The 26,458-nt window shown below is 56.6% G+C and carries 26 protein-coding genes; 12 read left to right on the top strand and 14 right to left on the bottom strand.

Annotation, left to right across the window (positions count from 1 at the left end):
* The first annotated feature begins 137 nt into the window (after positions 1–137).
* On the top strand, positions 138–1,265 hold the full coding sequence (locus tag GVL50_RS25765) for a GDSL-type esterase/lipase family protein (protein ID WP_159815508.1): 1,128 nt from the start codon (positions 138–140) through the stop codon (positions 1,263–1,265).
* Positions 1,266–1,377: 112 nt separating this feature from the next.
* Here the strand turns inward: GVL50_RS25765 and GVL50_RS25760 are convergent, their stop codons facing one another.
* The gene (locus GVL50_RS25760; protein ID WP_159815507.1) at positions 1,378–1,788 is read right to left on the bottom strand and encodes a mannose-1-phosphate guanylyltransferase; all 411 of its coding nucleotides are present in this window, start codon (positions 1,786–1,788) and stop codon (positions 1,378–1,380) included.
* A 35-nt stretch (positions 1,789–1,823) separates the two neighbouring features.
* Entirely contained in the window at positions 1,824–2,657 is an 834-nt protein-coding gene (gene galU, locus GVL50_RS25755; protein ID WP_158955768.1) for a UTP--glucose-1-phosphate uridylyltransferase GalU, read from the bottom strand.
* 389 nt (positions 2,658–3,046) lie between these two features.
* Here galU and galE point away from each other — a divergent pair, with 389 nt between their 5' ends.
* The 6 genes from galE (at position 3,047) to GVL50_RS25725 (ending at position 9,250) form a co-directional block, all read left to right on the top strand.
* Complete coding sequence (gene galE / locus GVL50_RS25750) at positions 3,047–4,063, top strand: UDP-glucose 4-epimerase GalE (protein WP_159815506.1); 1,017 nt, start codon at positions 3,047–3,049, stop codon at positions 4,061–4,063.
* Positions 4,064–4,296: 233 nt separating this feature from the next.
* The gene (locus tag GVL50_RS25745) at positions 4,297–4,533 is read left to right on the top strand and encodes a hypothetical protein (RefSeq protein WP_007910552.1); all 237 of its coding nucleotides are present in this window, start codon (positions 4,297–4,299) and stop codon (positions 4,531–4,533) included.
* 144 nt (positions 4,534–4,677) lie between these two features.
* A complete protein-coding gene (locus GVL50_RS25740) occupies positions 4,678–5,739 on the top strand; it encodes a polysaccharide biosynthesis/export family protein (protein ID WP_053122149.1) in 1,062 nt (353 codons plus the stop codon).
* Between the two features lie 12 nt (positions 5,740–5,751).
* Positions 5,752–6,417 carry a YjbF family lipoprotein gene (locus tag GVL50_RS25735; protein ID WP_159815505.1) on the top strand — a complete coding sequence of 222 codons (666 nt, stop codon included), beginning with the start codon at positions 5,752–5,754 and terminating at the stop codon, positions 6,415–6,417.
* Complete coding sequence (locus tag GVL50_RS25730; RefSeq protein WP_159815504.1) at positions 6,414–7,175, top strand: capsule biosynthesis GfcC family protein; 762 nt, start codon at positions 6,414–6,416, stop codon at positions 7,173–7,175. Before GVL50_RS25735 ends, GVL50_RS25730 begins: the two co-directional genes overlap by 4 nt.
* Positions 7,172–9,250: a YjbH domain-containing protein gene (locus tag GVL50_RS25725; protein WP_159815503.1), complete on the top strand. Its 2,079-nt coding sequence runs from the start codon at positions 7,172–7,174 to the stop codon at positions 9,248–9,250. Before GVL50_RS25730 ends, GVL50_RS25725 begins: the two co-directional genes overlap by 4 nt.
* Before the next feature lie 377 nt (positions 9,251–9,627).
* On the opposite strand, the gene GVL50_RS25720 is transcribed toward GVL50_RS25725, so the two are convergent.
* The 3 genes from GVL50_RS25720 to GVL50_RS25710 form a co-directional block, all read right to left on the bottom strand.
* The gene (locus tag GVL50_RS25720; RefSeq protein WP_053122004.1) at positions 9,628–11,022 is read right to left on the bottom strand and encodes an undecaprenyl-phosphate glucose phosphotransferase; all 1,395 of its coding nucleotides are present in this window, start codon (positions 11,020–11,022) and stop codon (positions 9,628–9,630) included.
* Positions 11,023–11,411: 389 nt separating this feature from the next.
* Positions 11,412–12,062 (bottom strand): helix-turn-helix domain-containing protein, encoded by a 651-nt coding sequence (locus GVL50_RS25715; RefSeq protein WP_053122003.1) that lies wholly within the window; start codon positions 12,060–12,062, stop codon positions 11,412–11,414.
* 279 nt (positions 12,063–12,341) lie between these two features.
* The gene (locus tag GVL50_RS25710) at positions 12,342–13,079 is read right to left on the bottom strand and encodes a winged helix-turn-helix domain-containing protein (protein ID WP_159815502.1); all 738 of its coding nucleotides are present in this window, start codon (positions 13,077–13,079) and stop codon (positions 12,342–12,344) included.
* Positions 13,080–13,651: 572 nt separating this feature from the next.
* Between GVL50_RS25710 and GVL50_RS25705 the strand changes: the two genes are divergently transcribed.
* A complete protein-coding gene (locus GVL50_RS25705) occupies positions 13,652–14,485 on the top strand; it encodes an undecaprenyl-diphosphate phosphatase (protein ID WP_053121998.1) in 834 nt (277 codons plus the stop codon).
* A gap of 49 nt (positions 14,486–14,534) precedes the next feature.
* Here GVL50_RS25705 and dusA read toward each other — a convergent pair whose 3' ends face one another.
* Both dusA and GVL50_RS25695 read right to left on the bottom strand, forming a co-directional pair.
* Positions 14,535–15,530, bottom strand: a complete 996-nt coding sequence (gene dusA / locus GVL50_RS25700) for a tRNA dihydrouridine(20/20a) synthase DusA (RefSeq protein WP_159815501.1) — start codon at positions 15,528–15,530, stop codon at positions 14,535–14,537.
* Positions 15,531–15,851: 321 nt separating this feature from the next.
* Positions 15,852–16,166 carry a co-chaperone YbbN gene (locus tag GVL50_RS25695; protein WP_159815500.1) on the bottom strand — a complete coding sequence of 105 codons (315 nt, stop codon included), beginning with the start codon at positions 16,164–16,166 and terminating at the stop codon, positions 15,852–15,854.
* A gap of 632 nt (positions 16,167–16,798) precedes the next feature.
* Here GVL50_RS25695 and GVL50_RS25690 point away from each other — a divergent pair.
* A complete protein-coding gene (locus GVL50_RS25690; protein ID WP_159815499.1) occupies positions 16,799–17,161 on the top strand; it encodes a DUF6124 family protein in 363 nt (120 codons plus the stop codon).
* A 45-nt stretch (positions 17,162–17,206) separates the two neighbouring features.
* Here GVL50_RS25690 and GVL50_RS25685 read toward each other — a convergent pair whose 3' ends face one another.
* Both GVL50_RS25685 and pseH read right to left on the bottom strand, forming a co-directional pair.
* On the bottom strand, positions 17,207–17,575 hold the full coding sequence (locus GVL50_RS25685) for a hypothetical protein (protein WP_159815498.1): 369 nt from the start codon (positions 17,573–17,575) through the stop codon (positions 17,207–17,209).
* Positions 17,576–17,591: 16 nt separating this feature from the next.
* Positions 17,592–18,143, bottom strand: coding sequence for a UDP-4-amino-4,6-dideoxy-N-acetyl-beta-L-altrosamine N-acetyltransferase (pseH, locus tag GVL50_RS25680; protein ID WP_159815497.1), 552 nt, complete (start codon positions 18,141–18,143; stop codon positions 17,592–17,594).
* Positions 18,144–18,279: 136 nt separating this feature from the next.
* Here pseH and GVL50_RS25675 point away from each other — a divergent pair, with 136 nt between their 5' ends.
* Positions 18,280–18,495, top strand: a complete 216-nt coding sequence (locus tag GVL50_RS25675; protein ID WP_159815496.1) for a hypothetical protein — start codon at positions 18,280–18,282, stop codon at positions 18,493–18,495.
* Between the two features lie 186 nt (positions 18,496–18,681).
* Here GVL50_RS25675 and GVL50_RS25670 read toward each other — a convergent pair whose 3' ends face one another.
* The 5 genes from GVL50_RS25670 to GVL50_RS25650 form a co-directional block, all read right to left on the bottom strand.
* Positions 18,682–19,467 (bottom strand): transporter substrate-binding domain-containing protein, encoded by a 786-nt coding sequence (locus GVL50_RS25670; protein ID WP_159815495.1) that lies wholly within the window; start codon positions 19,465–19,467, stop codon positions 18,682–18,684.
* Positions 19,468–19,605: 138 nt separating this feature from the next.
* Positions 19,606–20,265: a SinI family restriction endonuclease gene (locus GVL50_RS25665; protein WP_218586050.1), complete on the bottom strand. Its 660-nt coding sequence runs from the start codon at positions 20,263–20,265 to the stop codon at positions 19,606–19,608.
* 232 nt (positions 20,266–20,497) lie between these two features.
* Complete coding sequence (locus GVL50_RS25660; protein ID WP_159815493.1) at positions 20,498–21,343, bottom strand: copper resistance protein B; 846 nt, start codon at positions 21,341–21,343, stop codon at positions 20,498–20,500.
* Positions 21,344–21,354: 11 nt separating this feature from the next.
* On the bottom strand, positions 21,355–23,052 hold the full coding sequence (locus tag GVL50_RS25655) for a copper resistance system multicopper oxidase (RefSeq protein ID WP_159815492.1): 1,698 nt from the start codon (positions 23,050–23,052) through the stop codon (positions 21,355–21,357).
* A 102-nt stretch (positions 23,053–23,154) separates the two neighbouring features.
* Complete coding sequence (locus GVL50_RS25650; RefSeq protein ID WP_159815491.1) at positions 23,155–23,625, bottom strand: hypothetical protein; 471 nt, start codon at positions 23,623–23,625, stop codon at positions 23,155–23,157.
* A 165-nt stretch (positions 23,626–23,790) separates the two neighbouring features.
* Between GVL50_RS25650 and GVL50_RS25645 the strand changes: the two genes are divergently transcribed.
* Together GVL50_RS25645 and GVL50_RS25640 are read left to right on the top strand one after the other, a co-directional pair.
* On the top strand, positions 23,791–24,456 hold the full coding sequence (locus GVL50_RS25645) for a ribonuclease T2 (RefSeq protein WP_159815490.1): 666 nt from the start codon (positions 23,791–23,793) through the stop codon (positions 24,454–24,456).
* Positions 24,457–24,794: 338 nt separating this feature from the next.
* Positions 24,795–26,363, top strand: coding sequence for a diguanylate cyclase (locus GVL50_RS25640; protein ID WP_159815489.1), 1,569 nt, complete (start codon positions 24,795–24,797; stop codon positions 26,361–26,363).
* Positions 26,364–26,458 lie beyond the last annotated feature (95 nt).

Below are 26,458 nucleotides of genomic sequence, written 5' to 3'. Positions count from 1 at the left end.
ATCTTTTGCTGTTGCTTCTAAAGATCAAAAGATCGCAGCGTGCCGCAGCTCCTACAGGGGGATTTGGGTATGACGCCGATCCAGTGTGGGAGCGGGCTTGCTCGCGAAGGGGCCTTACGGACGGAAGGAAATTTTGCATGTTGGCAGTGAATGACGCTCAACCCGTTGCCGCGTCGGTGGTTGAGGTGGGTGATGCGCGTGAGCGTTTTGCCCAGTGGCGTGAGGGCAAGGCCGGCAAGGTGTTGTCGGTCTCGGTGATCGGCGACAGTTACAGCGCCGGCCAGGATTTCTATCTGAACAAACTGGTGCAGCGCGTGGCCGGGGAAGTAGGTTTTGCCGGGCCCGGCTATATCGGCTTCAACCATGGCGCCGCGCTCGGCGGCACGCATTTCAAATACACCCGCAGCAGTGAAAAATACTTCGGCGGGGACTGGACGGTTTCAGGTCTGGGCCAGGCGAGTCCGGACAGCCGCACGGTGAAGGGCCGGCCAGGCGCATGGCTGCAAGTCGACGCCAGCCCGACACCGGCGATCAACACCGCCGTCACTCAGGCTAAATTGTTTTACCTGGGCAATGGCGAACCTGCCGAGATCCGCTATCGCTGGTCACCCTCAGAAGATTGGCAGCCAATGACGTTGGCAGGTTCTGGCGTTCAGGAAGCAACCCTCTCGGGTCTTCCGGCAGCAGCAGACTGGTCATTCAAACTGGAAGTTACCAAAGGCACGCCAACCCTGTTCGGCCTGTGGATGAGCAACGATCAGAACGGCGTGCGCGTCTCGAAACTCGCAGCGTCCGGCGCTGCATCCGCTGACTTCTATCACAACGATGCGCAATGGCAGACCCAGTGGAAAGCCGCCGTGTCGAAGATCCCTGCCGATGTTTACCTGATCATGCTCGGTGGCAATGATCAGGGCTTCGGCGTGAAACCCGCGCAATACCTGCAGAACGTTCAAGGCCTGGTGGGCATGCTTCGCGAGATTCAACCGGCGGCGAGTATCAACCTGATCATGCGTCAGGACACCACGCGTTCGAGCGCTTATCCGATGTCGGCGTATGCGCAGGTGCTTGAGCCTTGGGCGCGGGAGCAGCGTCTGGGTTACGCCAACCTGCAATGCGCGTTTGGCCCGGACGTTAAGCGCTACGCTGCTGCGATGATCGGCCCGGACAAGATTCATCCGCTGCCGGCCACGGGCGGGAAGGTGATTGCGGATTACTTCTACGGCTGGATCACTGGCGCCAACAATCGCTGCGACGCCCCAAAATGATCGTTCCCACGCTCTGCGTGGGAATGCATCCTGTGACGCTCCGCGTCATTCGGCGTAGGGACGCGGAGCGTCCCGGGCGGCCATTCCCACGCAGAGCGTGGGAACGATCAGGTCAGTCTTGCGTGAAGGTGTCGATCTGATCGAGCAATTCCGCAAGCTTCTGCGGCATCAACCGCGCATCACAACGGGTTTCCACGTTGATGATGATCGCCGGGTCGTTGCAGCAAATCCGCACGCGGAAGCGCCAGTCGCTGAAGATCACTTTCAGCCCGTCGCTGTCATCCATCTCCAGCGCCTGCTCGCCATAGCGCTTCTTCAAATGCGCAAGCAGCGGATACGGATCGCGCAGCGGCCGGCGGATATCCCCGGACGCCGGGAACACGCCAATGCGCTCCACCAGCAAAATCGTGCCCAGCCAGGTTTCGTTGGCGCTGGGCAACGGCTGATGGCGTGACAACCAACTCATCACCCCGAGGTTGCCCACCTCGCGTTCAATCTCTACGGAATGTTGTGCAATGTTCATGGTGGCCTGCCTGAAATGAATAGGAGGGAGCCGTCTCAGCGGCCCTTGAGGTAGACGTTTTCGTAGCAGAAATTGGTCGCCTGCAAGTAACCCTCGGCGTCGCCGCAGTCGAAGCGCAGGCCCTTGAATTTGTAGGCCAGCACACAACCGTTCTGCGCCTGTTTCATCAGCGCGTCGGTGATCTGGATTTCGCCGCCCTTGCCCGGTTCGGTATCGGCGATCAGGTCGAAAATGTCCGGCGTGAGGATGTAGCGACCGATGATCGCCAGGTTCGACGGTGCGTCTTGCGGCGCCGGTTTTTCCACCATGTTGTTGACGCGGTAGATGCCGTCGGAAATCAGCTCGCCGGCGATGACGCCGTACTTGTGGGTCTGGTCGGCCGGGACTTCCTGAATCGCGACGATCGAGCAGCGGAATTTCTTGTACAGCTGAATCATCTGCGTCAGCACGCCGTCGCCTTCAAGGTTCAGGCACAGGTCATCGGCCAGTACCACGGCAAACGGCTCGTCGCCAATCAACGGACGGCCGCTGAGGATCGCGTGGCCGAGGCCCTTCATTTCCACCTGACGGGTGTAGGAGAAGGTGCAGGTGTCGATCAGCTCGCGAGTGCCGGCCAGAAACTTTTCTTTCTCGGTGCCGCGAATCTGGTGTTCGAGTTCGTAGCTGATATCGAAATGGTCTTCCAGCGCACGCTTGCCCCGGCCGGTGACGATGGCCATGTGTTGCAGGCCAGCGTCCCGTGCTTCTTCAACGGCGTATTCGATCAACGGCTTGTTGACGATCGGCAGCATCTCTTTCGGCATGGCTTTGGTGGCCGGCAAGAAACGCGTGCCGTAGCCGGCAGCGGGGAACAAACATTTACGAATCATAAAAGTATCCTGGACAGTCATGGAACACAGGCGACGCATGCAGGCCATAACTTCGGTCTGCAAGTTTCAATGATGATTGAAGGCTTACTTTAATACCTGAGTCAGGTTATTAATGGCAATTGTTCATGGGGATAAAAGCCGACAATGTTATGAGATGTCGGTGAGTGCTTGATTAGTTATTTTTAGTCGGTATCTGTTGATAGTGATTCGTGCACTTGCAGTGCTAATAAGTAGCGGGCAATACAGTGTGACCTGCAAAAATATTTATTGCCAGTCATTGAACTAGTTTTGTTTTCGGTTGTTGTCGTTCGTTTGTGTGGATTGCGACACATATCCATGCAGTCGGGCTTGACACGCTACTTGGCATTTATCAAATGACGGATCGCGCCATGAAGATTCTCGTGACCGGCGGTGCCGGCTATATCGGTTCGCATACCACACTTGCGTTGCTGGAAGCAGGTTATGAAGTTGTTGTGCTGGATAATCTTTGCAACAGCAGCGATGCGGCGTTGCATGCCGTAGAAGCCATCTGCGGCAAGAGTGCCTGGATGATTCGCGGCGATGTCTGTGATCGGGCCTTGCTCGACCGGATTTTCCGCGAACACAACATTGAGGCCGTGCTGCATTTCGCCGGTCTCAAGGCTGTCGGCGAAAGCGTGCGCAAGCCGCTGGAGTATTACGAAACCAACGTCAGCGGCAGCATCACGCTGTGTCAGGCGATGGCGGCGGCGGGGGTGTTTCGTCTGGTGTTCAGTTCGTCCGCCACGGTGTACGGCGAACCCGAGCAAATGCCCATTCGCGAAGATTTTCCTACCGGTAATCCGACCAATCCTTACGGCCAGTCCAAGCTGATTGTCGAAAACGTGCTGCGCGATTTGAGCCAGGCCGAACCGCGCTGGAGCATCGCTTTGCTGCGCTACTTCAACCCGATCGGTGCCCACGACAGCGGGCAGATGGGCGAAGACCCCAACGGTATCCCCAACAATCTGGTGCCTTACATCAGTCAGGTCGCGGTCGGCAGCCTTCAAGAGCTGTCGATTTTCGGTAACGACTACCCGACGATCGATGGCACCGGGGTGCGCGATTACATCCATGTGGTCGACTTGGCGGACGGCCATCTGAAGGCGCTGCAATCGATTGCCGGACGCACTGGCATTCACACCTGGAACCTCGGCACCGGCGATGGCTACAGCGTCCTGCAAGTGCTACATGCCTTCGAACAGGCCTGCGGGCAACCGGTGCCGTACCGGATGATGCCGCGTCGTTCCGGCGATATTGCCGAGAGTTGGGCCGACGCCTCCAAGGCTGCCAGAGAACTTGGCTGGAAAGCCACGCGCAGTTTGCAGGACATGGTCACCGACACCTGGCGCTGGCAATCCACTCATCCCAATGGTTACTTGGGATGATGGCCATTTAAAGTCCAATGTTATTTTCAGTCAGGTTGTTAGATTCCGTCGGGAAATTACACTGGCAATGCCTTTTGCAAGTCCGTAGATATAAACCTGCCGTTCGACTTTTATCAGTTGGGTAAGACTGTGAAAGAACAACGGATCTTGTTCGCGCTATTTGCGGGCTTGAACGCTACCACCTCTAACACACGCCGGTTTTTTAACAGGCTGAATGTTAGAAAGGAGTTGTTATGAAAAAAGTGATGGCAGTTGCCCTGTTGACGATGTTGAGCAACTGGGCTGCCGCCGCTGAAGCACCGCTTACTGCGGTGACCAATGTAGGTGGCAACGTGGCGGCTTCTCAAGCGCCGGCAGCCAGTACTGCAATGGTCGCCAGTGCAGTCGCGGCGTCTAACAGCGGTGGCAGTGCCAACGGCGGTACCACCGGTACAACGGGTACCACCGGTACAACCGGCACGCATAACTAACAGGAAGTTCTGTTAGTGCAGTACAAGGTCGCCCGACGTGAGTCGGGTGACTTTGTTTTTGGATTCGCCCTTGAATAGCGTAGTGCCATTATGACTCGTAGTGTTTATCTTTTAATGTTGGCAAGTCTCGCTTTGCAAGGTTGCATGTTTTCCCCCGGTCAATACCTGAGCACCCAAGACATCACGCGTCAGGGTGCCAGTGAAAGCAGCCGGGTCGAGCTGATTCCGATCACGCCCAAGCTGATTGCCATGAATCGCGCCACGCAAAAACGTGAGTCGCTGCCGGCAGAGTTGTTGGCGACGCCTGCGGAATACCGCATCGGCAACAACGACGTGCTGTACATCACTGTATGGGATCACCCGGAACTGACCGCACCGTCCGGCGCGCAACAACAGATCGATGCCAACGGCCGTCTGGTGCGCTCCGATGGCACGCTGTACTACCCGTTTATCAAGGAAGTTCAGGCTACCGGCCGGACTATCCAGCAACTGCGCTCGGACATCGAACAACGGCTGTCGGCATTCATCGCCGAGCCGCAGGTGGATGTCGCGGTGTTGCGTTTCGCCAGCCAGAAAGTCGTGGTCACCGGCGCAGTCACCAAGGCTGGCCCACAAGCGATTTCCACCAACCCGCTGAGCGTGGTCGAAGCGCTGGGCACTGCCGGCATCGACACCAACAATGCCGACTTGTCCGGGCTGCTGCTCAATCGCAAGGGCCGGGTGTATCCGCTCAATCTGGATTCGCTCAATCAGGCGGATTCCGAGTTGCAGAACGTCTACCTCAAGGGCGGCGATCAGCTGTATCTGCCGTACAACGACAACAAGCGCATTTACGTGATGGGCGAGGTCAATCAGCCGCGCGCGTTGAGCTTCAAGACCGCGACGATGAACCTTTCCGACGTGCTCGGTTCGGTCGGCGGCTTGAGCCAGACCACCTCCAACGGCAACGCGGTGTACGTCATTCGCGGCGTGGAAAACCTCGATGTCGAGCCAGCAAAAATCTATCAGCTCGAAGCCGAATCGCCGACCGCCATGGCGCTCGCTTCGCACTTCGAAGTACGTCCTCAGGACGTCGTGTATGTCGGCCCTGCCAACGTGACTCGCTGGAACCGTCTGATCAGCCAACTGGTGCCGTCGGCATCAATTGTCGGCACCGGCGCTTCCGCTGCGAAGAACTGGAGCGAATACAGCAACAACAGCAAATAAGGCCGCCCGCTCGTGAAAATATTGAAAATCGGCGTCTGCCTGATGGCGGCCGCGTTGCTGTGCGGCTGTAACCCGCTGATGAGCGCGTCGCTGAACAACTTGAAGGCCGCGGTCGTCGGCCCGGATGAAGTCGAGGTGACGCCCGCTGAAGTGGCCGGGGTCAATTACCCGCAACTCAAACTGACCACGCCCTCCGGCTCCGGCGTTTTGGCGCTGGTGCGCGAGCGCGAGGATCTGCAGTTCTGGGTCGCCTCCGGCAAACAGGTGTTATTGCTGCGCGATGGCCTCGCCGTGCGCAGCATTGGCCTCGGCCTCGAAGGCGATCTTGATGGCACACGCCTGGCTGACAACTCGCCGTTCAAACGAGGCCTGCATCAAGTGCCGGATGGTTTCACCACGCGGCGCTGGATCGATCTCTACAAGGGCCAGGAAGTGGGGGTGATCGTCAACAGTCGCTTCACCCGCCGCGCCACTGAAACCCTGACCATTCTGGACAAGGACTACGCCGTGCTGCGTGTCGACGAGCAGATTGATGCGCCGGCCATTGGTCTCAGTGCGACCAACCGTTATTGGGTCGATCCGCGTGACGGTTTTATCGTGCAGAGCGAGCAGCAACTCACTTCGCAACTGCGTGTGAAACTCGTGCAACTGACCCCTGATCGCAGGCATCTGCCGTGAAGCGCCTGAGGGTTTTTTCCGCTTTTTTGCTGTTGATCGCCAGTGCGAGTCAGGCCGCCGTCATTGTCAGCGGTGATGTCGCCAACCCGGGCCCGGTCGAGTTGCCGGCGGGTGGGCGTTTGCTCGATGTGATCAGCGTTGCCGTACCGAATGCCGAAGGTTATTGGCTGGCGGGCGGCTTGCTGCGCCAATCGCTGATTGAGCAACAGACGCGGCTGAAGGTCGGCGTGCTGTTCGATCTCGATGTGCTGCGGCGCATGGCGTTGCTCTTCGACAGACCGAGCCGGGCGGCGCTGGCGCAGCGTGTTGCCGACGAGGTTCGGCAGATGCCGGTGACCGGGCGGCAGATTGCCGATCTCGATCCTGTGGCGCTGGAAGTCGGCTTCGCCCGCAACATTCGTCTCGACGATGGCGATCGGCTGATCTACCCGACGCGCGTCGATGAAGTGGAAGTGGTCGGTGCTGTCGACGCGCCGTGTCACTTGCCGTATCAGCCGTTGCAGGAAGCTCGCGAGTACCTGCAAGGCTGTGCGATTTCCAGCGATGCCGAGGCCGATTATCTGTGGCTGATCCAGCCCAATGGCGCTTCGCAGCGCGTCGGTATTGCGCATTGGAATCGCGAGTCCGGGCACTTTCCCGTGGCCGGCAGCAAGATTCTGGTGCCGCTGAAAAATGATGATCTTGATCCGCCTATCCCTGAACTGAATCAGCAGTTGGCCGAATTTATTGCCACGCAGCTGGCCGAGGTGGTTCGTTGAAGTTACGTTTTGCAGCTGTGTTGTTATTGCCCTGTGGTTTGGCTCATGCAGAGCCGCGCATTACCCAGAATGACTTCGGCGGCGCCGGTCTGTGGCAGACGCCGACCGCACGCATGGCCCCGGCCGGCGAGTTGAGCGTCAACGCCAACCGCACCGATCCGTACAGCCGCTACAGCGTTTCGTTGCAGCCGCTGGACTGGCTTGAAGGCTCGTTTCGCTACACCGCGATCACCAACCGGCCGTACGGCTCTGAGGCCCTCAGCGGCAGCCAAAGCTATAAGGATAAGGCGGTCGACGCCAAAGTCCGGCTATGGCAGGAGAGCCACTGGGCGCCGGAAGTGGCGTTGGGCTTCCGAGATATCGGCGGTACCGGTTTGTTCTCCAGTGAGTTTTTCGTCGCCAACAAACGCTTCGACAATTTTGATTTCAGCGCCGGCATCGCCTGGGGTTACATCGGTAATCGCGGCGACTTCGACAACCCGTTGGGCTTCGCCAGTGATCGCTTCAAAACCCGTCCGGAAACCGAAGGCACCGGTGACGTCAACGCGGGTTCGTACTTTCGTGGTCGGCCTTCACTGTTCGGCGGTGTGAGCTATCAGACGCCGTGGGATCGTCTCAGCCTGAAGCTCGAATACGAAGGCAACGACTATAAAAACGAGCCGAAGGACAACGAGATCAAACAGGACTCGCCGATCAACCTCGGCGCAGTGTTCAAAGTCACGGATTCGATCGACCTCAGCGCGGCGTGGGAGCGCGGTAATACGGCGATGTTTGGCGTGACTTTTCACACCAATTTCGTCAGCCGCAAAGCGCCGGCGAAGACCTACGACCCGACCCCGGAACCGCTGCCGGCTAAGGCACCGACCACGTCGATGGAGCAGGTTGACTGGGCCAACGTCTCGCAGCGTTTGCAGCAGAATGCCGGCTACAAAGTCGAGCGCATTGCCCAGCGCGATTCCGAGCTGATCGTGTACGGCGAGCAGCAGCGATACTTTCATTCGTCCAAGGCAGTCGGGCGTGCGAGCCGGATTCTCGATAACAGCGTCAACGACGATATCGAGTGGTTCACCGTGGTCAACAAGCGCTACGACCTGCCCCTGGAAGAAGCCAGCGTGCCGCGCCAGACCTTCCGCGAAGTGATCAACAACGAGGAGCCGTTGCAGTCGCTGCACCGCACCACCGAGATCAACCCGGCGATGCCGCACAACGAAAAAACTCTCTACACCGAAGCGCCGCAGCATTTCAGTTACGGCGTCGGTCTGGGCTTCAAACAGAACGTCGGCGGCCCGGATGGTTTGCTCTATCAATTCAGTGCCGATGCCGACGCCGAATATCGCTTCAATCGCAACACCTGGTGGAGCGGTTTGCTCAGTGCCAATCTGATAAACAACTTCGACAAATTCACCTACGACGCACCGAGCGGATTGCCGCGTGTGCGCACGGATTTGCGTCAGTACCTGACCACCTCCGATGTGACCATGCCGCTGTTCCAGGTCAGCCATGCCGAGCAGTTGGATAAAGACCTCTACGGCATGGTGTACGGCGGTTATCTGGAGTCGATGTTTGCTGGCGTGGGCGGGGAGGTGCTGTTCCGCCCGACCGGTGAACGCTGGTCGGTGGGCGCGGATCTGAACTGGGTGCGCCAGCGTGATTTTGATCAGGGTTTGGGTTTGCGTGATTACTCGGTGGTGACCGGGCATATCACTGGGTATACGGATCTGCCGTTTGATACGTTAGCGGCGGTCAGTGTCGGTCGTTATCTGGCGGGGGATTGGGGCGGTACCGTGGATATCTCGCGCGAGTTTTTCAACGGCGTGCGCTTTGGTGCGTGGGCGACGATCACCACGGCCAACAGCGCGGAATACGGTGAAGGTAGCTTCGACAAAGGCCTGTACCTGTCGATCCCGTTCGATGAAATGATGAGCATGTCGACCATGCGCCGCGCCAACCTGGTGTGGGCCCCGTTGACCCGAGACGGTGGCGCCAGACTGAGCCGCAGCTTCCAGCTGCACTCGATGACGGATAGCCGGGAAGGGGACATGTTCTATCGCAACTTCGAGAAAATCACCGAGTAACCCGTGATCTTTGTAGGAGCAGAGCTTGCTCGCGAAATCGGCGGTACATCCAACATTGATGTTGCCTGAACCACCGCTTTCGCGAGCAAGCTCGGCTCCTACAAGGGTTGTGCCACGCCAAATATCTTGAGCCGACCACACATCCCCTGTAGGAGTGAGCCTGCTCGCGATAGCGTCGGCACATCCAACATTGATGTTGCTTGGCCCACCGCTTTCGCGAGCAGGCTCACTCCTACATTGGATCTTTGTCCTGCCGCAAATCCTCAATTAGCCCAGCTCCCACAAGGGATATAGGCCGAACCGAAAATCCCCATACCAACCCAAATCCCAGACACAAAAAAGGGGACTTTCGTCCCCGTGCATTTGCGCAACCGGCCTCAGTAAATATCCTTCGACAACAACGTAAACGGTGTCTTCACCAGGATCTTCAGATCCAGCCACAACGACCAGCTGTTGATGTACTGCAGGTCAATCTCGACACGCTTCTGCATCTTGTCGATCGTGTCCGTCTCGCCCCGGCAGCCGCTGATTTGTGCGAGCCCGGTGATCCCCGGTTTAATCCGGTGGCGTGCCATGTACGCGAGGATTTTCCCCGAGTAGAAGTGGTTGTGCGCCACCGCATGTGGACGCGGCCCGACCAGTGCCATATGCCCTTGCAGCACGTTGAACAGCTGCGGCAATTCATCCAGCGAGGTGCGGCGAATAAAGCGTCCAACCGCAGTAATGCGCGAGTCGTTACGGCTGGCCTGTTTCACTTCGCGGTCGTCGTGCACGCTCATCGAGCGGAATTTCCAGACCTTGATCACCTTGCCGTTCCAGCCATGGCGATCCTGTTTGAAAAACACCGGCCCCGGCGAGTTGAGCTTTACCGCCAGCGCGATGATCAGCAGGATCGGGCTCAACGCGATGATCGCCAGCAACGCCACGGTTTTTTCAACCAGACTTTTGCTCAACGCAGCGGTAGGGCGACTGGTCAGCGGGCTCTCGTTCAAGTAGATCGCTGGCAAACCATCCACGACTTTCACCGAGTGATTGAGCAGCGTCAGCGCGTTCAGATCCGGCACCCACACCACATCAACGTTGGCGCCGAGCAAATCGACATACATCGCCTCGATCTGCGCCGCTTCGCACAGCGGCAGCGTGATGTACAAACGGCGGATGTCGTGTGCTTCGATCAGCTCCAGCAATTGCTCCTGAGCGCCAACGACGCGCGGTGCATCCGAGGCCAGAGCGGGCAGGGTGCCGTTGCTCACCAGTCCCACCAGCGGCAGGTTTTCCGAGAGACTGAGCTTCTTCGCCAAGCCCAGCGCCAGTTCGCCAGTGCCAACGATCAGCGTCTTGTGCTCACTTTTACGCGAGCGCTGGTAGTACTTCGAAAACGCATGCAACGGTGCGTACAAAAACGCCTGACCGAGGAAGCCGTACACCGCCCAACTCAGAATCACCTGCCGCGAAAACAACTCATCGGCCTGGCAGACAAACGCAATGCAGGCCAGCGCTGCCATGGTCATCGACCAACCCATGAACAACCGACCCAACCCGGTCAGGTAGTTGTCGCGTTTGCGATAAACACCGCTAAACGTATAAGCCGGCACCGAAGCCAAAACCGCCAGGGTTGCGCACATCCGGTAATAGAACGCGACGCTTCCAGTGTGCTGTTCAGCCAGTACGAACAACAGCGTTACAACGAAGCCCTGCGCCAGCGCCCATTGGCCCCAAAAGGTCAGTCCCTTGAGGCCCGTGCTTCGATTAATACTAAGAGAAAGATCCATACGATATCCCCAAAAGACGTCCATTCAGGTTTCAACAGTTGAAATCCGAGTTGTTAAACAGGCTTATTGTTTTTGTTGTAGCGAGTGTCCTGAGGTAACAACGCCGATAGGTCGAACTGTCGTCAGTCAATAGACTAAGTTATTGGCGATAAGGGTGTCTGACGAGTTCTAACAAGGTGGCACAGTGCCAACTTTTCAATGTTTAAAAGCTGATTGTTAGAAAAGGTCGAATAGCAGGGGGTGAATAAAGGATGTCGTATTTGTTACTGTTGGAGGGGTGGAGGCAGGGAGTGTTAATTAAAGGAGGGAGTTGAAACCAAACAGAGTGCTCTTGTTGTTTTTGTAATCGCACTTTTATCTGTTTATCTGGTCTGGGCGGTCGGCTGTGTTTAGGCGACGACTTCCTGGATGAGGCAATAACCACGGTTTCTGACCGCGCGGAACAGGCGTTCACCCTTACTGGCCATTTTGAACTTGTCTTGCAGGCGGCTCAGGCACATCTCCAGACCGCGATATTGCTCCGGCTCTCGGCCAATGCTCAGAATCAACTCGTCTCGACTGACAACCCGTTCTTCATGGCTGAGCATTTTTTTGACCAGTGCTGTTTCAAGTCCGGTGAGACTGATCTCGACATCGTCTTTGACGAGTGCGCCTTGATCGTTGTCCAGATGCCAGGTTTCGTTGCCAGGCGTATCGTCAGCATTGGCGGGAATTATCTCGCCGGTTACCGATGGATTGCTCTGAAAGGGATTAGCGATTTGCGCGGCTCGCCATTCGGATTCGAGGGTGGCGATGATTTTCTGGGTGTCATATTCAATCGTGCGTGCGACGTTCTTTCGACTAACGCTTGGGTATGTGAACTCCATCACGGTCGGGGCGGAAGAGGGCGAAGCGGAGCCTTCAATAAACATTTGTGCCTGAGACGTGCCAAATGAATTGAAGCGTTCACTGGACAAAATGCTTTCCAGTTCACGTTGCGATGTTGTGCTATTAGTCACGACAACAAAATATTTTCTTGGGAGGGTTGTACTAGTTTCCATGTCTCTCTCCTGAATACACACCAAAATTGGCTAAAAAGGGTCAATCGGCAGGCGAGCAATGACTTCCTCGGAAGTAATCGATAGGCAGGGTCTGGGCCCAATGATGGCCCTCGATAAGTTCCACTCGATCTGCTGCTATGTTATGGAGTTATTGTTATGGTTAGTGTTGTCGCGCTCATTCAATCGCTGGATTTCTAATAGGCGTGCAGTACAGATAAAACGATAGCGTTGCATGGGACGATCCTTCGTACGTATGCAAAAGGGATGGCTGCCATTGAATCAGGCAGTCGATATCAGACCCCGCAGCAGGCGATAGCCATGGCCGCGGATGCTCTGAATCGCGTTGGTACCATACATGTCCTTGATTTTTCCACGCAAGCGGCTGATCGATTTCTCCAGCGCTCGAGGGTCGTAGAAATTGGGGTTGAGGCCCATGATGTTGGCAATTTCATCATGGCTCAGAATGTGGTTATGAGTTTGCGCAAAGGCTTCGAGGATCTTCATTTCGGCAAACGAGATATCAAGTTTCTGGCGGGAGCCCATCAGGCAAATGCGCGTCGGGTCGAGTGTCAGATTGATATCGCGTTGCCACTCTTCACTGTTGAAGAACTCGGCAAGCAACTCGGCGCTGTCCTCAGAGAGGGTATTGAGTTTGATACAAAAGTCAGCGCCGGCCAGAAAATACTTGATCTTGTTGAAGGCGCCGCGCCCAGTGATCACTGCGCAAATGATCGGTTTCAAGTTATCGCTGCGAACGCTTTGCACCAGCGCAAGATTGTCTTCGAGGGCCTGAGGGCTGTCGATGACCAGGAAAATGGCGCGATACCCAGAATAATCATTCTGCTGAAATGAACGAGTGTACGCATCGACCTCTAGTGCCATATCGCTACGCACATGCCTGGCCACCAGCGTTCTAAAATGTTCGGCCACGCCACGGGTTCGACCCAAAGTGAGAACACCGGGGTCTTCGTTTTGCGGGCGCGGACTTCTAGTCGCTAAGTTCCCAGAGAGCATCATGCATTGACTCGAATTAAGTGCTGACATCGGGATGTTAAAGCACCGGTTCTCATCTGTGACTGACAATTGGTAACATTCACGCGCTTTTTAGACGTGGCTCCCGAGTTTTCTAACAATAATTAAGCTTTTCAAGCTTTTAGTTGATTTTGTCGGGTAGGTGAACTAGCGCTTAGATGGTGGCGATATGCAATGGTGCCACTATTTTGAATCGCTGGCCATCGCTTTGTTAATGTCCAATTGCCATTGTTTGGCCATCTGCGTGAATGTGAGATTCATCACACTTTATTGGCTGGACTAACTTTTTGCCACTCAGCCCCTAAATATTTTCTGCGTAGTTCGTCGTCCGACGATTACTAACATGGCTTGAGTGTGGCATTTCATTAGACCTATTCTTTCGGGATCAAAAGATCGCAGCCTTCGGCAGCTCCTACAGGGGAATGCATTTCAAAAGTAGGAGCTGCCGAAGGCTGCGATCTTTTGATCTTTCATTTTGGTCAATTGTTTAATTGCAGATACTCAAGCCCTGAGTGTTATTACCCGGTCGCTCACACGAGCGCTCTGACGGAGGATTAATGGATTTCTGGACTTTTTTCCAGGTGTTGATATTAGGTGCGGTTGAAGGCCTCACCGAGTTCTTGCCCATCTCAAGTACCGGCCACCAGATCATCGTCGCCGACCTGCTCGACTTTGGTGGTGAGCGCGCCATGGCGTTCAACATTATTATTCAACTGGGTGCCATTCTCGCCGTGGTCTGGGAGTTCCGCCCGAAGATCTTCGAAATCATCAAAGGCCTGCCCACTGAGCGCAATGCACAACGCTTCACCGTCAACTTACTGATCGCCTTTCTACCCGCCGTTGTACTCGGCGTGCTGTTCGCCGACACCATCCACCATTACCTGTTTAACCCGATTACCGTCGCCGTGGCGCTGGTGGTCGGTGGCGTGGTGATGCTGTGGGCCGAACAACGCAGTCATGTGATCAGCGTCGAGCACGTCGACGACATGCGCTGGTCTGACGCGCTCAAGGTCGGTTTCGTACAGTGCCTGGCGATGATTCCGGGCACTTCGCGCTCCGGCTCGACCATCATCGGCGGCTTGCTCTTCGGCCTGTCACGCAAAGCTGCGACCGAGTTCTCGTTCTTCCTCGCCATGCCAACCATGGTCGGCGCCGCTGTGTACTCCGGCTACAAATACCGCGACTTGTTTCAGCCCAACGACCTGCCAGTGTTCGCGCTCGGCTTCGTCACCGCGTTCATCTTCGCGATGATCGCCGTGCGCGGTCTGCTCAAGTTTATTGCCAACCACAGCTATGCCGCGTTCGCGTGGTATCGGATCGCGTTTGGTTTACTGATTCTGGCGACGTGGGCGTTTGGTTGGGTCAACTGGACAGCGGCAGCGGCGGGGTGAAGGTCAAGCCAGGCGGATCAAACCGCCTGGTTGAAACTGGGGGAGGGCATCAACGCCCTTCAAGCAACTCGGCGGCTTGATCCAGCAACGCCAGCGGATCCTTGGCCTTGTGAATATCCACCGACAACAACTGACGGAATTTACGCGCCCCCGGGAACCCCGTGCCCAGGCCCAGCACATGCCGCGTGATGTGATGCATCGCGCCGCCGGCCGCCAAATGCTCGGCTATATAAGGACGCAATTGCGCCAACGCCTCAGCCCGACTGATCACCGGCGCCGAACTGCCGAACAACTGCTGATCCACCTCCGCCAGCACATACGGATTGTGATAAGCCTCACGCCCCAACATCACACCGTCGAACGTCTGCAAATGCTCATGGCAGGCCTCCATCGTCTTGATCCCGCCGTTCAGCACAATCTCCAACTCCGGAAAATCCGCCTTCAACTGCGCCGCCACGTCATAACGCAACGGCGGAATGTCGCGATTCTCCTTCGGCGACAACCCCTCCAGAATCGCAATCCGCGCATGCACGGTAAAACTCGTGCACCCGGCATCGCGGACGGTGCCGACGAAATCGCACAGCTCTGCGTAACTGTCGCGACCATTGATGCCGATGCGGTGCTTGACCGTTACTGGAATTGACACCGCGTCACGCATGGCCTTGACGCAATCCGCCACTAACTGTGGGTGACCCATCAGGCAGGCGCCAATCATGTTGTTCTGCACACGATCGCTTGGGCAGCCGACGTTGAGGTTTACTTCGTCGTAACCGTGCTCTTGCGCCATGCGCGCGCAGGCGGCCAGGTCGAGGGGGACGCTACCGCCGAGTTGCAACGCCAAAGGATGCTCGGCTTCGTTGTGACGGAGGAAGCGTTCGTGATCGCCGTTGAGGAGAGCGCCGGTGGTGACCATTTCGGTGTAGAGCAGGGCGTTCTTCGACAGGAGGCGTAGGAAGAAGCGGCAGTGACGGTCGGTCCAATCCATCATGGGTGCGACGGAGAAGCGGCGGGAGAGTGGGGCAGGTGCTGCGGTGATAGGGGACATTGGCGATTCTGGATTGGGTGGGGCTGGGAGGTGGGGAGTTTATCAGGATTGGGCTATTGGGGCTGAGTCGACTCTTACGAGCGGTTGTTCGATCGCTCGAGGCGAGCAGAACTCCTCCTCCCCATATTTTAGAGTTTCGGCATCGGGTTAACGTATGCATTGGGGATGTGCGATCCAAACATCATCCCATTTATTTTTTCTACAAAGGGCTTTGTTATCGGTTGTCGGGGTTTATGAGTGAAATAAAAGCGTGGAGCGTCAATCTCTAAGAAGCATGTAAGTGTCGTTAAGTTTTGAATTTCGTTTCAGAGCGTCCGAACATTAGAGATTTGCCGCGAGTGTTGATTTAATTTTTTCTAAGTCTGCACCTTCGATTCTCGTTATGATATTGCCATCCTTGAATAGAATAACTGTTGGCATAGCCCTTATTGAATACTGCGCTACAATGCTCTGGCTTATGTCAACATCTACTATGCAAAGTTCAAAGCGAGCAATGTAAAGATCTTCAAGCATATGAAGCCTCGGGGCGATCGCCTTGCAGGGGCCACACCATTCAGCAGTGAAAAAGACGAGTACGGGTGTGGTAGATTTTAGAACTTTGGCTGCAAAACTTTCATCGTCGCAATAAATGCTCATTATGATCTCTCTTTGGCTGTAAAGTATCGAGCTGTAGCAGCTGTCTTTTTTGTAATGGTGGCAATTATTTGTTTTTTGAAACGGGTGGGCAACTGTCAGAAATTACAGTTTTTTATATTTATTAGGAATAATGGTTATTCAATTTTGGCGAGGAGGGGGGCGAGATTTTACAATCGCGACCTGTGCCGACAAAGAATAGACGGAGAGGGGGCGATTTTATCGAGTGGTTCTTTTCCTGCAAATTAATGGCAACGCCTGATTATGAGTTAAACAGCGAATTTCACAGTTGTTTACTGATGTCTTATGTCAATAGCTTTTGCCTACAACCTCTTGCGCCATCCCCTACACGTAAGACAGAATCCGCCGTCTTGTGCGTCTAGACCGCAGGTTCTATCGTCCTTAGGTCACTGAAAACCAGTGATCGGGTTTGGTAGCCCGTCTCCGTCAGAAGCACAAGACTACTGTCTTGCGAGGGCGTTTCTCGTCTTCGTTTTATGGTGGTCATGCGCGGGGCATCTTTGGATGCGCCGGGGTTCCTGACGACCGGTCTACCAACCTGCGTATGGCCTCCACCCCCTCGTTTGGTAGCGAGAGTGATGGCTCCTTTTCGTTTATCCGTCAGGAGTTTCACCATGTTCAAACCAACACCGAATCCACCCCCAACCGTTCCCGCATCCCCCTACGAATCCCTCGATTCAAAAAAACTCCACGAAGCCGCCGAACGCGCGCTCGATCATTATCTGTTGCCCGCCGACCGCATCATGGCCAGTGCCAATCAGCCTGAACGCATGTACCTCGCCAATCCGAAGTACGACACCGAGTCCCTGTTGGCGAACGCCAGTGAAACGTTGGGCTCAGCCTCGGAAATGCTCATCAACTTTGCCGCAGGACTAGGTTCCTCGCATCGCAAAACCGCGCTGGGTATTGCGCAGGTGGTGATGTTGGGGGAGTTGGCGGTGAATCAGGCGTTGGATAACGTTGAAGTGAAGGTGTAAAGCACATCCCTCTGTGGCGATGGGGTTCCGGTGCCATAGAGGGAGTCAGTTCGATTGTTTGAGGTGAGCGGAAAGCTCTTCCCAGGCTTCTCTATAGCTATATCGCAACCGGGCGGTGTGCAACTTATGCAGTTGTCGCCGAATCCAGCTGTTCTTGTTTGCGAGCAGCATCTGTTCGATGTCCCGGTTTAAGGAGTCGGGTTCGAAACCTGTCCAGATTGGCGGAAGTACGCATTCCAGGTTCCCGGCGCAGACGACGGCAACTTCCGAATATAAAATCTCTCTGATCTGTTCCGGATCGTAGCCTTCGACTTGTCTGGCGATGTAGGCAAATTCAACTGCGGTGTCGACAAAGATCCACGACAACGCCTCTCTGATTTTGTATAGATCGTCCGGGCTCAGTTCACGTTTCAAAATCCGGCTCCCGGCTTTAAACGGCGCTGATTCGGTCGATCACCGGCGCCAGCGCTGGACGCTTGTTTTGCCATTCCTCTTTGGTGATTCCCAGCAGGACAACGTCGATCCGAGCGCCATCGCGCAGGATGTTCTGTCGCCGAACACCTTCCACCTCAAAGCCAAACTTCTGGTGCATCTTCCCCACCGCCGAGTTCATCGCCAGCACTTCGCAATTCAGCTTCTCCAGCCCCGCCGCGCCAAACGCGTAATCCAGCATCCAGAACTCCACCACACTGCCCAGCCCCTTACCCTGCAAACCAACATCCAGATAAAACGCCCAATCCGCCGTTTTCTGCAGAACGTTGATCGCGTTCAACGAAACAACCCCAACCGCTTGCTCATCCTTGATCACCACAAACACTTGCTGGCGCGCGTTTCCCTTTAAGGAGGCGAGCCAGTTCGCATGTTCCTGTTCGCTGATTTCGTGCGAGGTGTACATGTATTTGCGCACGTCCGGCTGGTTGCGCAGGGTGCGGACGTGGGCCTGAATGGCGGGGCTGGCGTCGGTGAGGGGGAGGAATTGCATGGGGATGTCCTTGTCGGGCGGAGGGTCGATTCTGAACCGCTGCTGTCGATCGGCAAAGTTTCATGTAAACGCGTGCGGGGCGGGCCTAGGATGTTGGCACAAGATCGTCGTTTTTCATCCCGAGGGGAATCGTGCCATGCGCCTGAATGTTGCCAAAGTGCTGTTGGTTACCGCTGTTGTTTCGGTTCTGAGTGCTTGTTCGGGGGCGGGTGGGTTGACCACGACCAGTTGTTTTTCTACTGATTGTCAGTCGCCGGATGGGCGCAATAATGCGACGACGTTGAAGTTTGGCGGGAACAGTATTGGCAGTAGTTTGAATCAGTACAGTTCCGGGATGTTGCATGAGGATTGATGGGGGAACACATAACTTGTGGTGAAGAATTTATACCCGATGGACTGCAAAGCAGTCCCAGACTTCTTTGACATAAGAAGCAGGGGCCGCTTCGCGACCCATCGGGGATAAATCCCCTCGCCACAGGGTTTTGTGTGAGTCACAAGATCATGTGTGAGGCACAGGGTTAGTGTCAGGCATCATTAATCATTGCGGTACGGCGATCCATTCGCCCAGGGTTTGCTGGTATTTGCCGGTAGCTTTGCTCAGGTGCAGCCATTGATCGACATACTGTTTCCAGCTGATGTCATCGCGCGGCAGTAAATAAGCCTTCTCGCCGTACTGCATATATTGATGCGGGTTCACCGCGCACAATCCCGGTTTGAGTTTCTGCTGATACAGCGCTTCCGAGGCGTCGGTGATCATCACGTCGGCCTTGTTGTCGAGCAGTTGCTGGAAGATCGTCACGTTGTCGTGCAACGCCAGTTGCGCCTTGGGCAGGAAGGCGTGGACGAAGGCTTCGTTGGTGCCGCCGGCGGGTTCGACGAGGCGCACGTTGGGCTGGTTGATCTGTTCGACCGTTTGGTACTTGCTCACCTCTGAGCAGCGCACCAACGGGATCTTGCCGTCGGTGTCGAGGGTGTTGCTGAAGTAGGCTTTTTTCTGCCGCTCGAGCGTTACCGAAATGCCGCCCATGCCGATGTCGCATTTGCCGGCCTGCATGTCGGGCATCAGGGTTTTCCATGTGGTCTGCACCCATTCGACTTTGACGCCGAGGCTGTCGGCCAGCGCGCGGGCCATGGCGATGTCGATGCCTTCGAATTCGCCGTCGGGGCGTTTGAACGTGTAGGGCTTGTAGTCGCCGGTGGTGCAGACGCGTAACTGGCCTTGTTGCTGGATGCTGTCGAGGTGCGAAGGGGATTGCTCGGCTTGTGCGCCGGCGGCCAGGCTCAGCAGGCTGCAGAAGATCATCGTGCTTTTTATGGTTTTCATACTTGAAGGACTTCTGTGCTGGGAATTGCCCAGAAGTGTAACCAAGCTTTATCGGCCTGGGCACTCATGACACCTTGAGTTGAAAAAGCGACCCGGCGGATCGCCTTCCGGACTGACACAGATATCCTTCAGCGCGTTTTATATTTTGCTGGAAGTCGTGATCTGCTGAATAACAAACTTCTGAAAACCTTCCTCGGACATTTTTTCTGCCACCTGTTCATCCGGGAATCTGTGCCAGTTGAAACCTTCTTTTTTAGCGAAGGAACGGTGCCATTTTTGAATCTCGGTTCCTTCGCGCACTGAGCGTGAGGCAGAGTTCTCCGAGTTGTCGCGGTTCTTTATTTGGAGGATCGTCCAGCTGTTAGAGCCATCGTCCGAACGCTTGATGAAGTCGGCTTTTTTAGTGGTGTATCCGGAGCATTGAACCCACCCGGCGGGTTCAGCATTTTCGGCTATGTAGTCTTCGAGCAGGTCGCCGGTCAGGTTTTCAGCACCCATTGCCAGTGAATGGGCCGCTTGCATTTGTTGTAACTGGTCTGCTGAGTAGTTTCCATGTGAGCCCAGAATCACCGAAATAATAGGATCCTGAATGGTTTGCGGCGGTTTCAATTGTTTGGTGGCGCGGCCATCGGAGAACCTTTGAGCCAGTTTCTCAATGTAAGCCGAACTGCCAAGAGGAGCGGTTTTGGTAGCTTTGGGAGCGAATTCGGGATTAGTGGACAGAAAATCAATCACGGTGGTGTACGGATCCACCAGATCCGGATTGATCTCCTCCATGGCAGAGCGGGCAATTTCCAAGGCGTTATCTGGGAACGACATTCGATGCGACTACATTGGCTGAAGTTGGACGATTGATATCACCTTGATGGCTCGCTGTAAATTGCACGAAGGGTTACGTAACCCCACGTACACCATGAACTGTAGCGCGCTGTTGATAAGCTCTTCCCTTGATTTACTTCAGTCCGTTGCCGAAAAAAGGGTGATTCTCAATGTGCGCATGTAAGACCTCGGTATCGTTTTTTAAGGAGTTTTAAAACCACATCCGCACGCCAATCACCAGGCGCACTTCACTGCGATCCTCGCCTTCTTCGCGGGCGTAATCGGCGGTGTTGCCATACGTGCGGTTCCACGTCACACCGATGTATGGGGCGAATTCGCGGCGGATTTCATAGCGCAAACGCAGGCCGGCTTCGCTGTTGGAGAGGCCGGAGCCGATGCCGCGTTGCGGGTCGTTTTTGCCGTAGACGTTGAGTTCGGCCGTCGGCTGCAGGATCAGTCGATTGGTCAGCAGGATGTCGTAGTCGCCTTCAAACCGAATCGCGCTCTGGCCACTTTCGCCGATAAACGCCGTGGCTTCGGCCTCGAAGTTGTACAGTGCCATGCCCTGCAAACCGAACGCCGCCCACGTCTGTGGCGCGCCGGGTTTGAAGTCCTGACGCACGCCGCTGACCACGTCCCACCACGGCGAAATCGCGTGGCCCCACAGCGCCTGAATCTCCGCGTCTTCGGTCTTGCCGTTGCTGCGTTCGCCTTCGGTGCGCAGCCACAAGCGGTCGATGTCGCCGCCGATCCAGCCTGATAAATCCCAGGCCAATGCGCTGCCCACATCGGCGTCCTGCCATTCAAGTTTGTCGGCGAGGAAGTAGCTGTTGATCGCGCTGTCGTGCACCTGATGGCCGCCGTGGCTGGTGTAAACAGCGGCGCGGTCGGCGTCGGTCAGCGGCGGGATCGGCGTGCGACTTTCGCTCGGCGCGGCGGGCTGCATCATGCCGTCGTCCATGCCTGACATCGTCGAGTGATCCATGCCTTGCATGTCACTGGCAGCCATCGCCGAACTACCGACGAGCAGCAAAGTAAACGCCGTGAATCGAGTCATGTTCGGCCCCCTCATTCTTCCACCCGCACTTCGCGAAACATGCCCATTTCCATGTGGTACAGGAGATGGCAGTGATAGGCCCAGCGGCCAAGCGCGTCGGCGGTTACGCGGTAACTGCGACGCGTGCCGGGCGGCATGTCGATGGTGTGTTTGCGCACCTGGAAGTCGCCGTTTTCGTCTTCCAGATCGCTCCACATGCCGTGCAGGTGAATGGGGTGGGTCATCATCGTGTCGTTGACCAGCACCAGCCGAATGCGCTCGCCGTATTTCAGGCGCAAGGGCTCGGCATCGGAGAATTTGATGCCGTTGAACGACCAGGCGAATTTCTCCATGTGGCCGGTGAGGTGCAACTCGACGGTGCGGCTCGGGTCGCGGCCGTCCGGGTCTTCGAAGGTGCTGCGCAGGTCGGCGTAGGTCAGCACGCGGCGACCGTTGTTGCGCAAACCGAGGCCGGGATCGTTGAGTTTCGGCGCGGTGGTCATGGCTTGCATGTCCACCAGCGAATTGTTTTTTTCGCTGTCGGGATGCGCCTGCATCGGGGCCATCGTTGAGTGATCCATGGCGCTCATGTCCATCGAGCCGTGATCCATGCCGCCCATGCCCATGTCGTCCATGCTCACCAATGGGCGCGGATCCAGCGCGGGCACCGCCGCCGAGAGTCCGGGGCGGGTGGCGAGGGTGCCGCGGGCATAGCCCGTGCGATCCATGGCCTGCGCGAACAGGGTGTAGACCTCGGCGTCGGGCTCAACGATGACGTCATAGGTTTCCGCCACGGCGATGCGCAATTCATCGACGCTGACCGGTTTGACGTGCAAGCCATCCGCCGCGACCACGGTCATTTTCAGCCCCGGAATGCGCACGTCGAAGTAAGTCATGGCCGAGCCGTTGATCAAGCGCAGACGCAGTTTTTCGCCGGGGCGAAACAGCCCTGTCCAGTTGGAATCAGGCGCGTGGCCATTCATCAGGAAGGTGTACGTGGCGCCACTGACGTCGGCGATGTCAGTGGGATTCATGTTCATTTCCGCCCACATCTTGCGATCGGCGACGGTCGCGCCCCAGCCTTTTTCGCTGACGTCGTTGATGAAGTCGCCGACCGTGCGTTTGTGGAAGTTGTAGTAGTCGGATTGTTTTTTCAGGGTATTCATCAGGCTGGCCGGGTCTTCGTCGCTCCAGTCGCTGAGCATTACTACGAAGTCGCGATCGTACTGGAACGGCTCCGGCTGTTTCGCGTCGATCACCAGCGGGCCGTAGACGCCGGCCTGTTCCTGGAGACCGGAATGGCTGTGATACCAATAAGTGCCGTTTTGCCGCACCTTGAATTGATAGACGTACACGCCACCCGGTTCGATGCCGTGAAAACTCAGGCCGGGCACGCCATCCATGTTCGCCGGCAACAAAATGCCGTGCCAGTGAATCGAAGTACTGTTCTTGAGCCGGTTGCGCACGCGCAGCGTCACGGTGTCGCCTTCACGCCAACGCAACAACGGGCCGGGTAGACTGCCGTTGATGGTCATCGCAGTGCGCGGACTGCCAGTGAAGTTGACCGGGGTTTCGCCGATGAACAGCTCGAACTCGCTGCCGTTCAGCTCATTGATCTGCCCGGGGCCATTCAGCGCCCAGACCGGCGCTCGCCACAGGCCGAGGCCGCCGAGCAAACCGCCGGCTGCGAGGCCTTTGACGAAGGTGCGTCTTGAAGTGTTGGATGGCATGCGCTGGAAGTCCCCGTTTGACACATGACGGGGAGGCTAACCAGCGCTGGCTTTCAGTTGGCTGAGGGCGGGATTACAGTTTTGACAGGTTGGGCGTTCGCTTCAAAGCCCCAAACCTTCCTGCACCACCAACAACAAATTGTTCTCGGTCAACGCAATCGCATCCAGCTGTTGCCCGGTTTCGATCGACTGCATCCACCAATGGCTTTCGCCGTGTTCATCAACAGTGCGCAGCAGAAAAGTGTCTCTGCCCGGCACGAGGATCTGAACCCGACCCGCACCGTCCTCAGTAAACCGCGCAATCGGATCAAACGTAAGGCTGTGCTCATTGCCTTCGATCACCAATTGATCCACCGCGTAGTCATGACTCTCGCCATCCGGGGAGGTTTCACACACGTGGGTCGGGTTGCGCCGGATCTTCAGGCCGACTTCCGCCACGGGCTGCAACCACGCCTCGATGCGGTGGTACAGGCTGTCCACTTGTTTGGCCCAGCAATCGATCTCCAGCGTCGCGTCCGCTTGGGTGTGCCGGGTTTGCTTGAGCTTCGCGGCGAGTTCGTCTGCTTTACTCATTTCGGTTCCCTTGGTTTGATGTCTGCCTGTTAATCGTAGACCTTGCAGCGGCGTACGGCCTTGCCTTGCGTCATGCGCCGGCGCTGTCAGCGTGCCTCATTCATTACAAATCACGTCAGGTCAGCATCGAAAACCACGGGCGCAGGCGTCTCAGGGAGCGGGTACATGAAAAAGCTGTTTACAATTTTCGCGCTGATCGTGCTGACGGCCGGTAGCATCGGGCTGATCTCGTCACGTCAGTCGCCGAGCCACAAGGAGCGGCCGGAAGCAGTGGCGGGGGCGGTCGATTATTACTTGCTGACGCTGTCGTGGTCGCCGACGTTTTGCCTGACGCACAAGGACGACGCGCAGTGCTCCGGTAAGGGTTATGGCTTTGTTTTACATGGATTGTGGCCACAGTATGCGCAGGGCGGCTGGCCGCAATCGTGTCCGCCATTAAGCAAGCTTTCGGCTGAACAACGTAGCAAAGGCCTGACGTTGTTCCCGACGCAGAAGTTGCTTTATCACGAATGGCGCAAGCACGGCACGTGCAGCGGGCTCGGTGCCTCGGGCTACTTGGATGCGGCGGACAAAGCGCTGGCGGCGGTGAACATTCCTGAGCAGCTTCAGCCGTTTGGTGATTCCTATTACTTCAAGGCGCAGGAGATCGCTGATCTGTTCCGTAGAAGCAATCCGAAGATTCCGGCTGATGGCATTGCGGTGATTTGCAGCGGGCCGGAGTTGTCGGAGGTGCGTGTTTGTCTGGACAAGGATTTGCGCTTTGCAGCGTGTGGCAAGGGGGTGAGGATGCAGTGTCGGAAGGGGGACATTCGGGTGCCGCCGAAGCGTTGAACTCATCCGAAATCTATCAGGCAAAGATCAAACCTGTGGCGAGGGAGCTTGCTCCCGCTTGAGTGCGTAGCGCTCATGAGCTTTTTGGGGCAGCTTCGCAGCCCAGCGGGGATGAATCCCCTCGCCACGGGGATTTGTGTGATGTCTGGCACTTCAGAATGGATTAACCGTAAAGAAGCAATCGAAAATAAATCTGCCAACAGCGATCATCCTAATTCGCGGCGCGCCGATACAACGGGGCGGGATCGTGGCGTTTGCCCCGAGCACCCCGGTGGACTACGCTCAGACCGTAAGGGTTTCGGGCCTACGCCCTTGTCGTACCTGCCCAGGACACGCTTTTGCCTATTCCCATTCACGATCCGCAACAGGCTCCCGGCGCGCTGAAGCGCCTGCCACTGCGTAAAGCGGCTGTGCTGTTTATCGTTGCGGTGTGCCTGTGTCTGTTCGGCTTGCTCTACCTGCAACTGGAGCAGTCGCGGCGTCAGGATCTGGCCGTGGCGAAAGTGGCATCGAGCAACCTGACCCGGGCGATGGCGCAACAGGCCGAGGACACGTTTCACTCCGCCGATCTGGTGATGACCAGTCTGGTCGACTGGATTGAGGACGACGGTTACGGCGCGACGCAGAAGCCGCGTTTGCAGAAAACCTTCGCCCGGCGCGTGCAGCAGATGGAGCAGTTGCACGGCATCTTTTTCTTCGACAAACAGGGCCAGTGGATCATCACTTCGTTCGCCGATTTGCCCCGTGGCAACGGCGTGGCCGATCGCGATTACTTCAAGTTTCATCAGCAGAATGAATCGACGCTGGCGCACATCGGCCCGGCGATTCGCAGCCGTGAGAACGGCGAATGGATCATCCCGATCTCGAAACGCGTCAATGACCACGCCGGCAATTTTCAGGGCGTGCTGATGGCCGGGATCAAGATGGCGTACTTCGATCAGTTCTTCAAAAGCTTCAGCCTCGACGACAACGGCATCATGTTCCTCGGCCTGACGGATGGCACGCTGTTGGCGCGTCGACCGTTTGAAGAAAACCTCATTGGTACGTCGCTGGCGCAGGGGCGGATTTATCAAAAGTTGCTGCCGGAAGCCCAGTCCGGCACGGCGATGATCAGGTCGGTGGTCGATGACGTCGTGCGTTTGTATGGCTATCGGCAACTGGGGTCGTATCCATTGGTGGTCGCGGCGGCGTCGTCGCGCGACACGATTCTCAAGGGTTGGTATGAGCGCGCGTTTCAGTCCAGCGTGATCATTGCGCTGGTGATTCTGGGCGTCGGGCTGTTCGGCTGGGTGTTCATCCATCAGGTGCGCAACGGCGAGCGCATCGAGAAAAATCTGCGCCGGGCACAACTCGCGCTGGAGCAGATCGCGACCCACGACAGCCTGACCGGACTGGCCAATCGGCGCTTGTTCGAACGTTCGCTGGAAATTGAATTTGCCCGTGGCGCGCGGCAGGTGAGTCCGGTGAGCCTGATCATGCTCGATATCGATTTCTTCAAGCGCTACAACGATGCTTACGGCCATGTCGCCGGTGATCATTGCCTGATGCAAGTGGCGCAAGTGGTCAAGACCTGCTGCCAGCGCAAGGCCGATCTGGCGGTGCGTTATGGCGGGGAAGAGTTTGCGGTGTTGCTGCCGGACACTGACATCAACGGCGCGTTGGCGATTGCGGGGCAGATTCGTCGCAGCGTGATCGATAAACACATCATCCACAGCGGCTCGCCCACCGGGTATCTGACGGTGAGCCTGGGTTGCTATGCGTTTATTCCTAGCGGCAATGACAGTCTGGAAACGTTCATCCACCGCGCTGACGCGGCGTTGTATCAAGCGAAAAATGCTGGGCGCAATCGCGCGGCGGTGTTATCGCTGGACGGCGGAATCACCGAACTGATGCGCTCCGATCGCTAATCCCCAAATCAATGCACAACCCCCTGTGGGAGCGGGCTTGCTCGCGAAGGCGTCGTGTCAGATAAACAATTTCTACCTGACACACCGCCTTCGCG

This window comes from Pseudomonas sp. 18058, assembly GCF_902706155.1.
Classification (GTDB): domain Bacteria; phylum Pseudomonadota; class Gammaproteobacteria; order Pseudomonadales; family Pseudomonadaceae; genus Aquipseudomonas; species Aquipseudomonas rustica.
The sequence above is the reverse complement of the archived record's forward strand: the minus strand, read 5'-3'. Positions and strand labels throughout refer to the sequence as shown.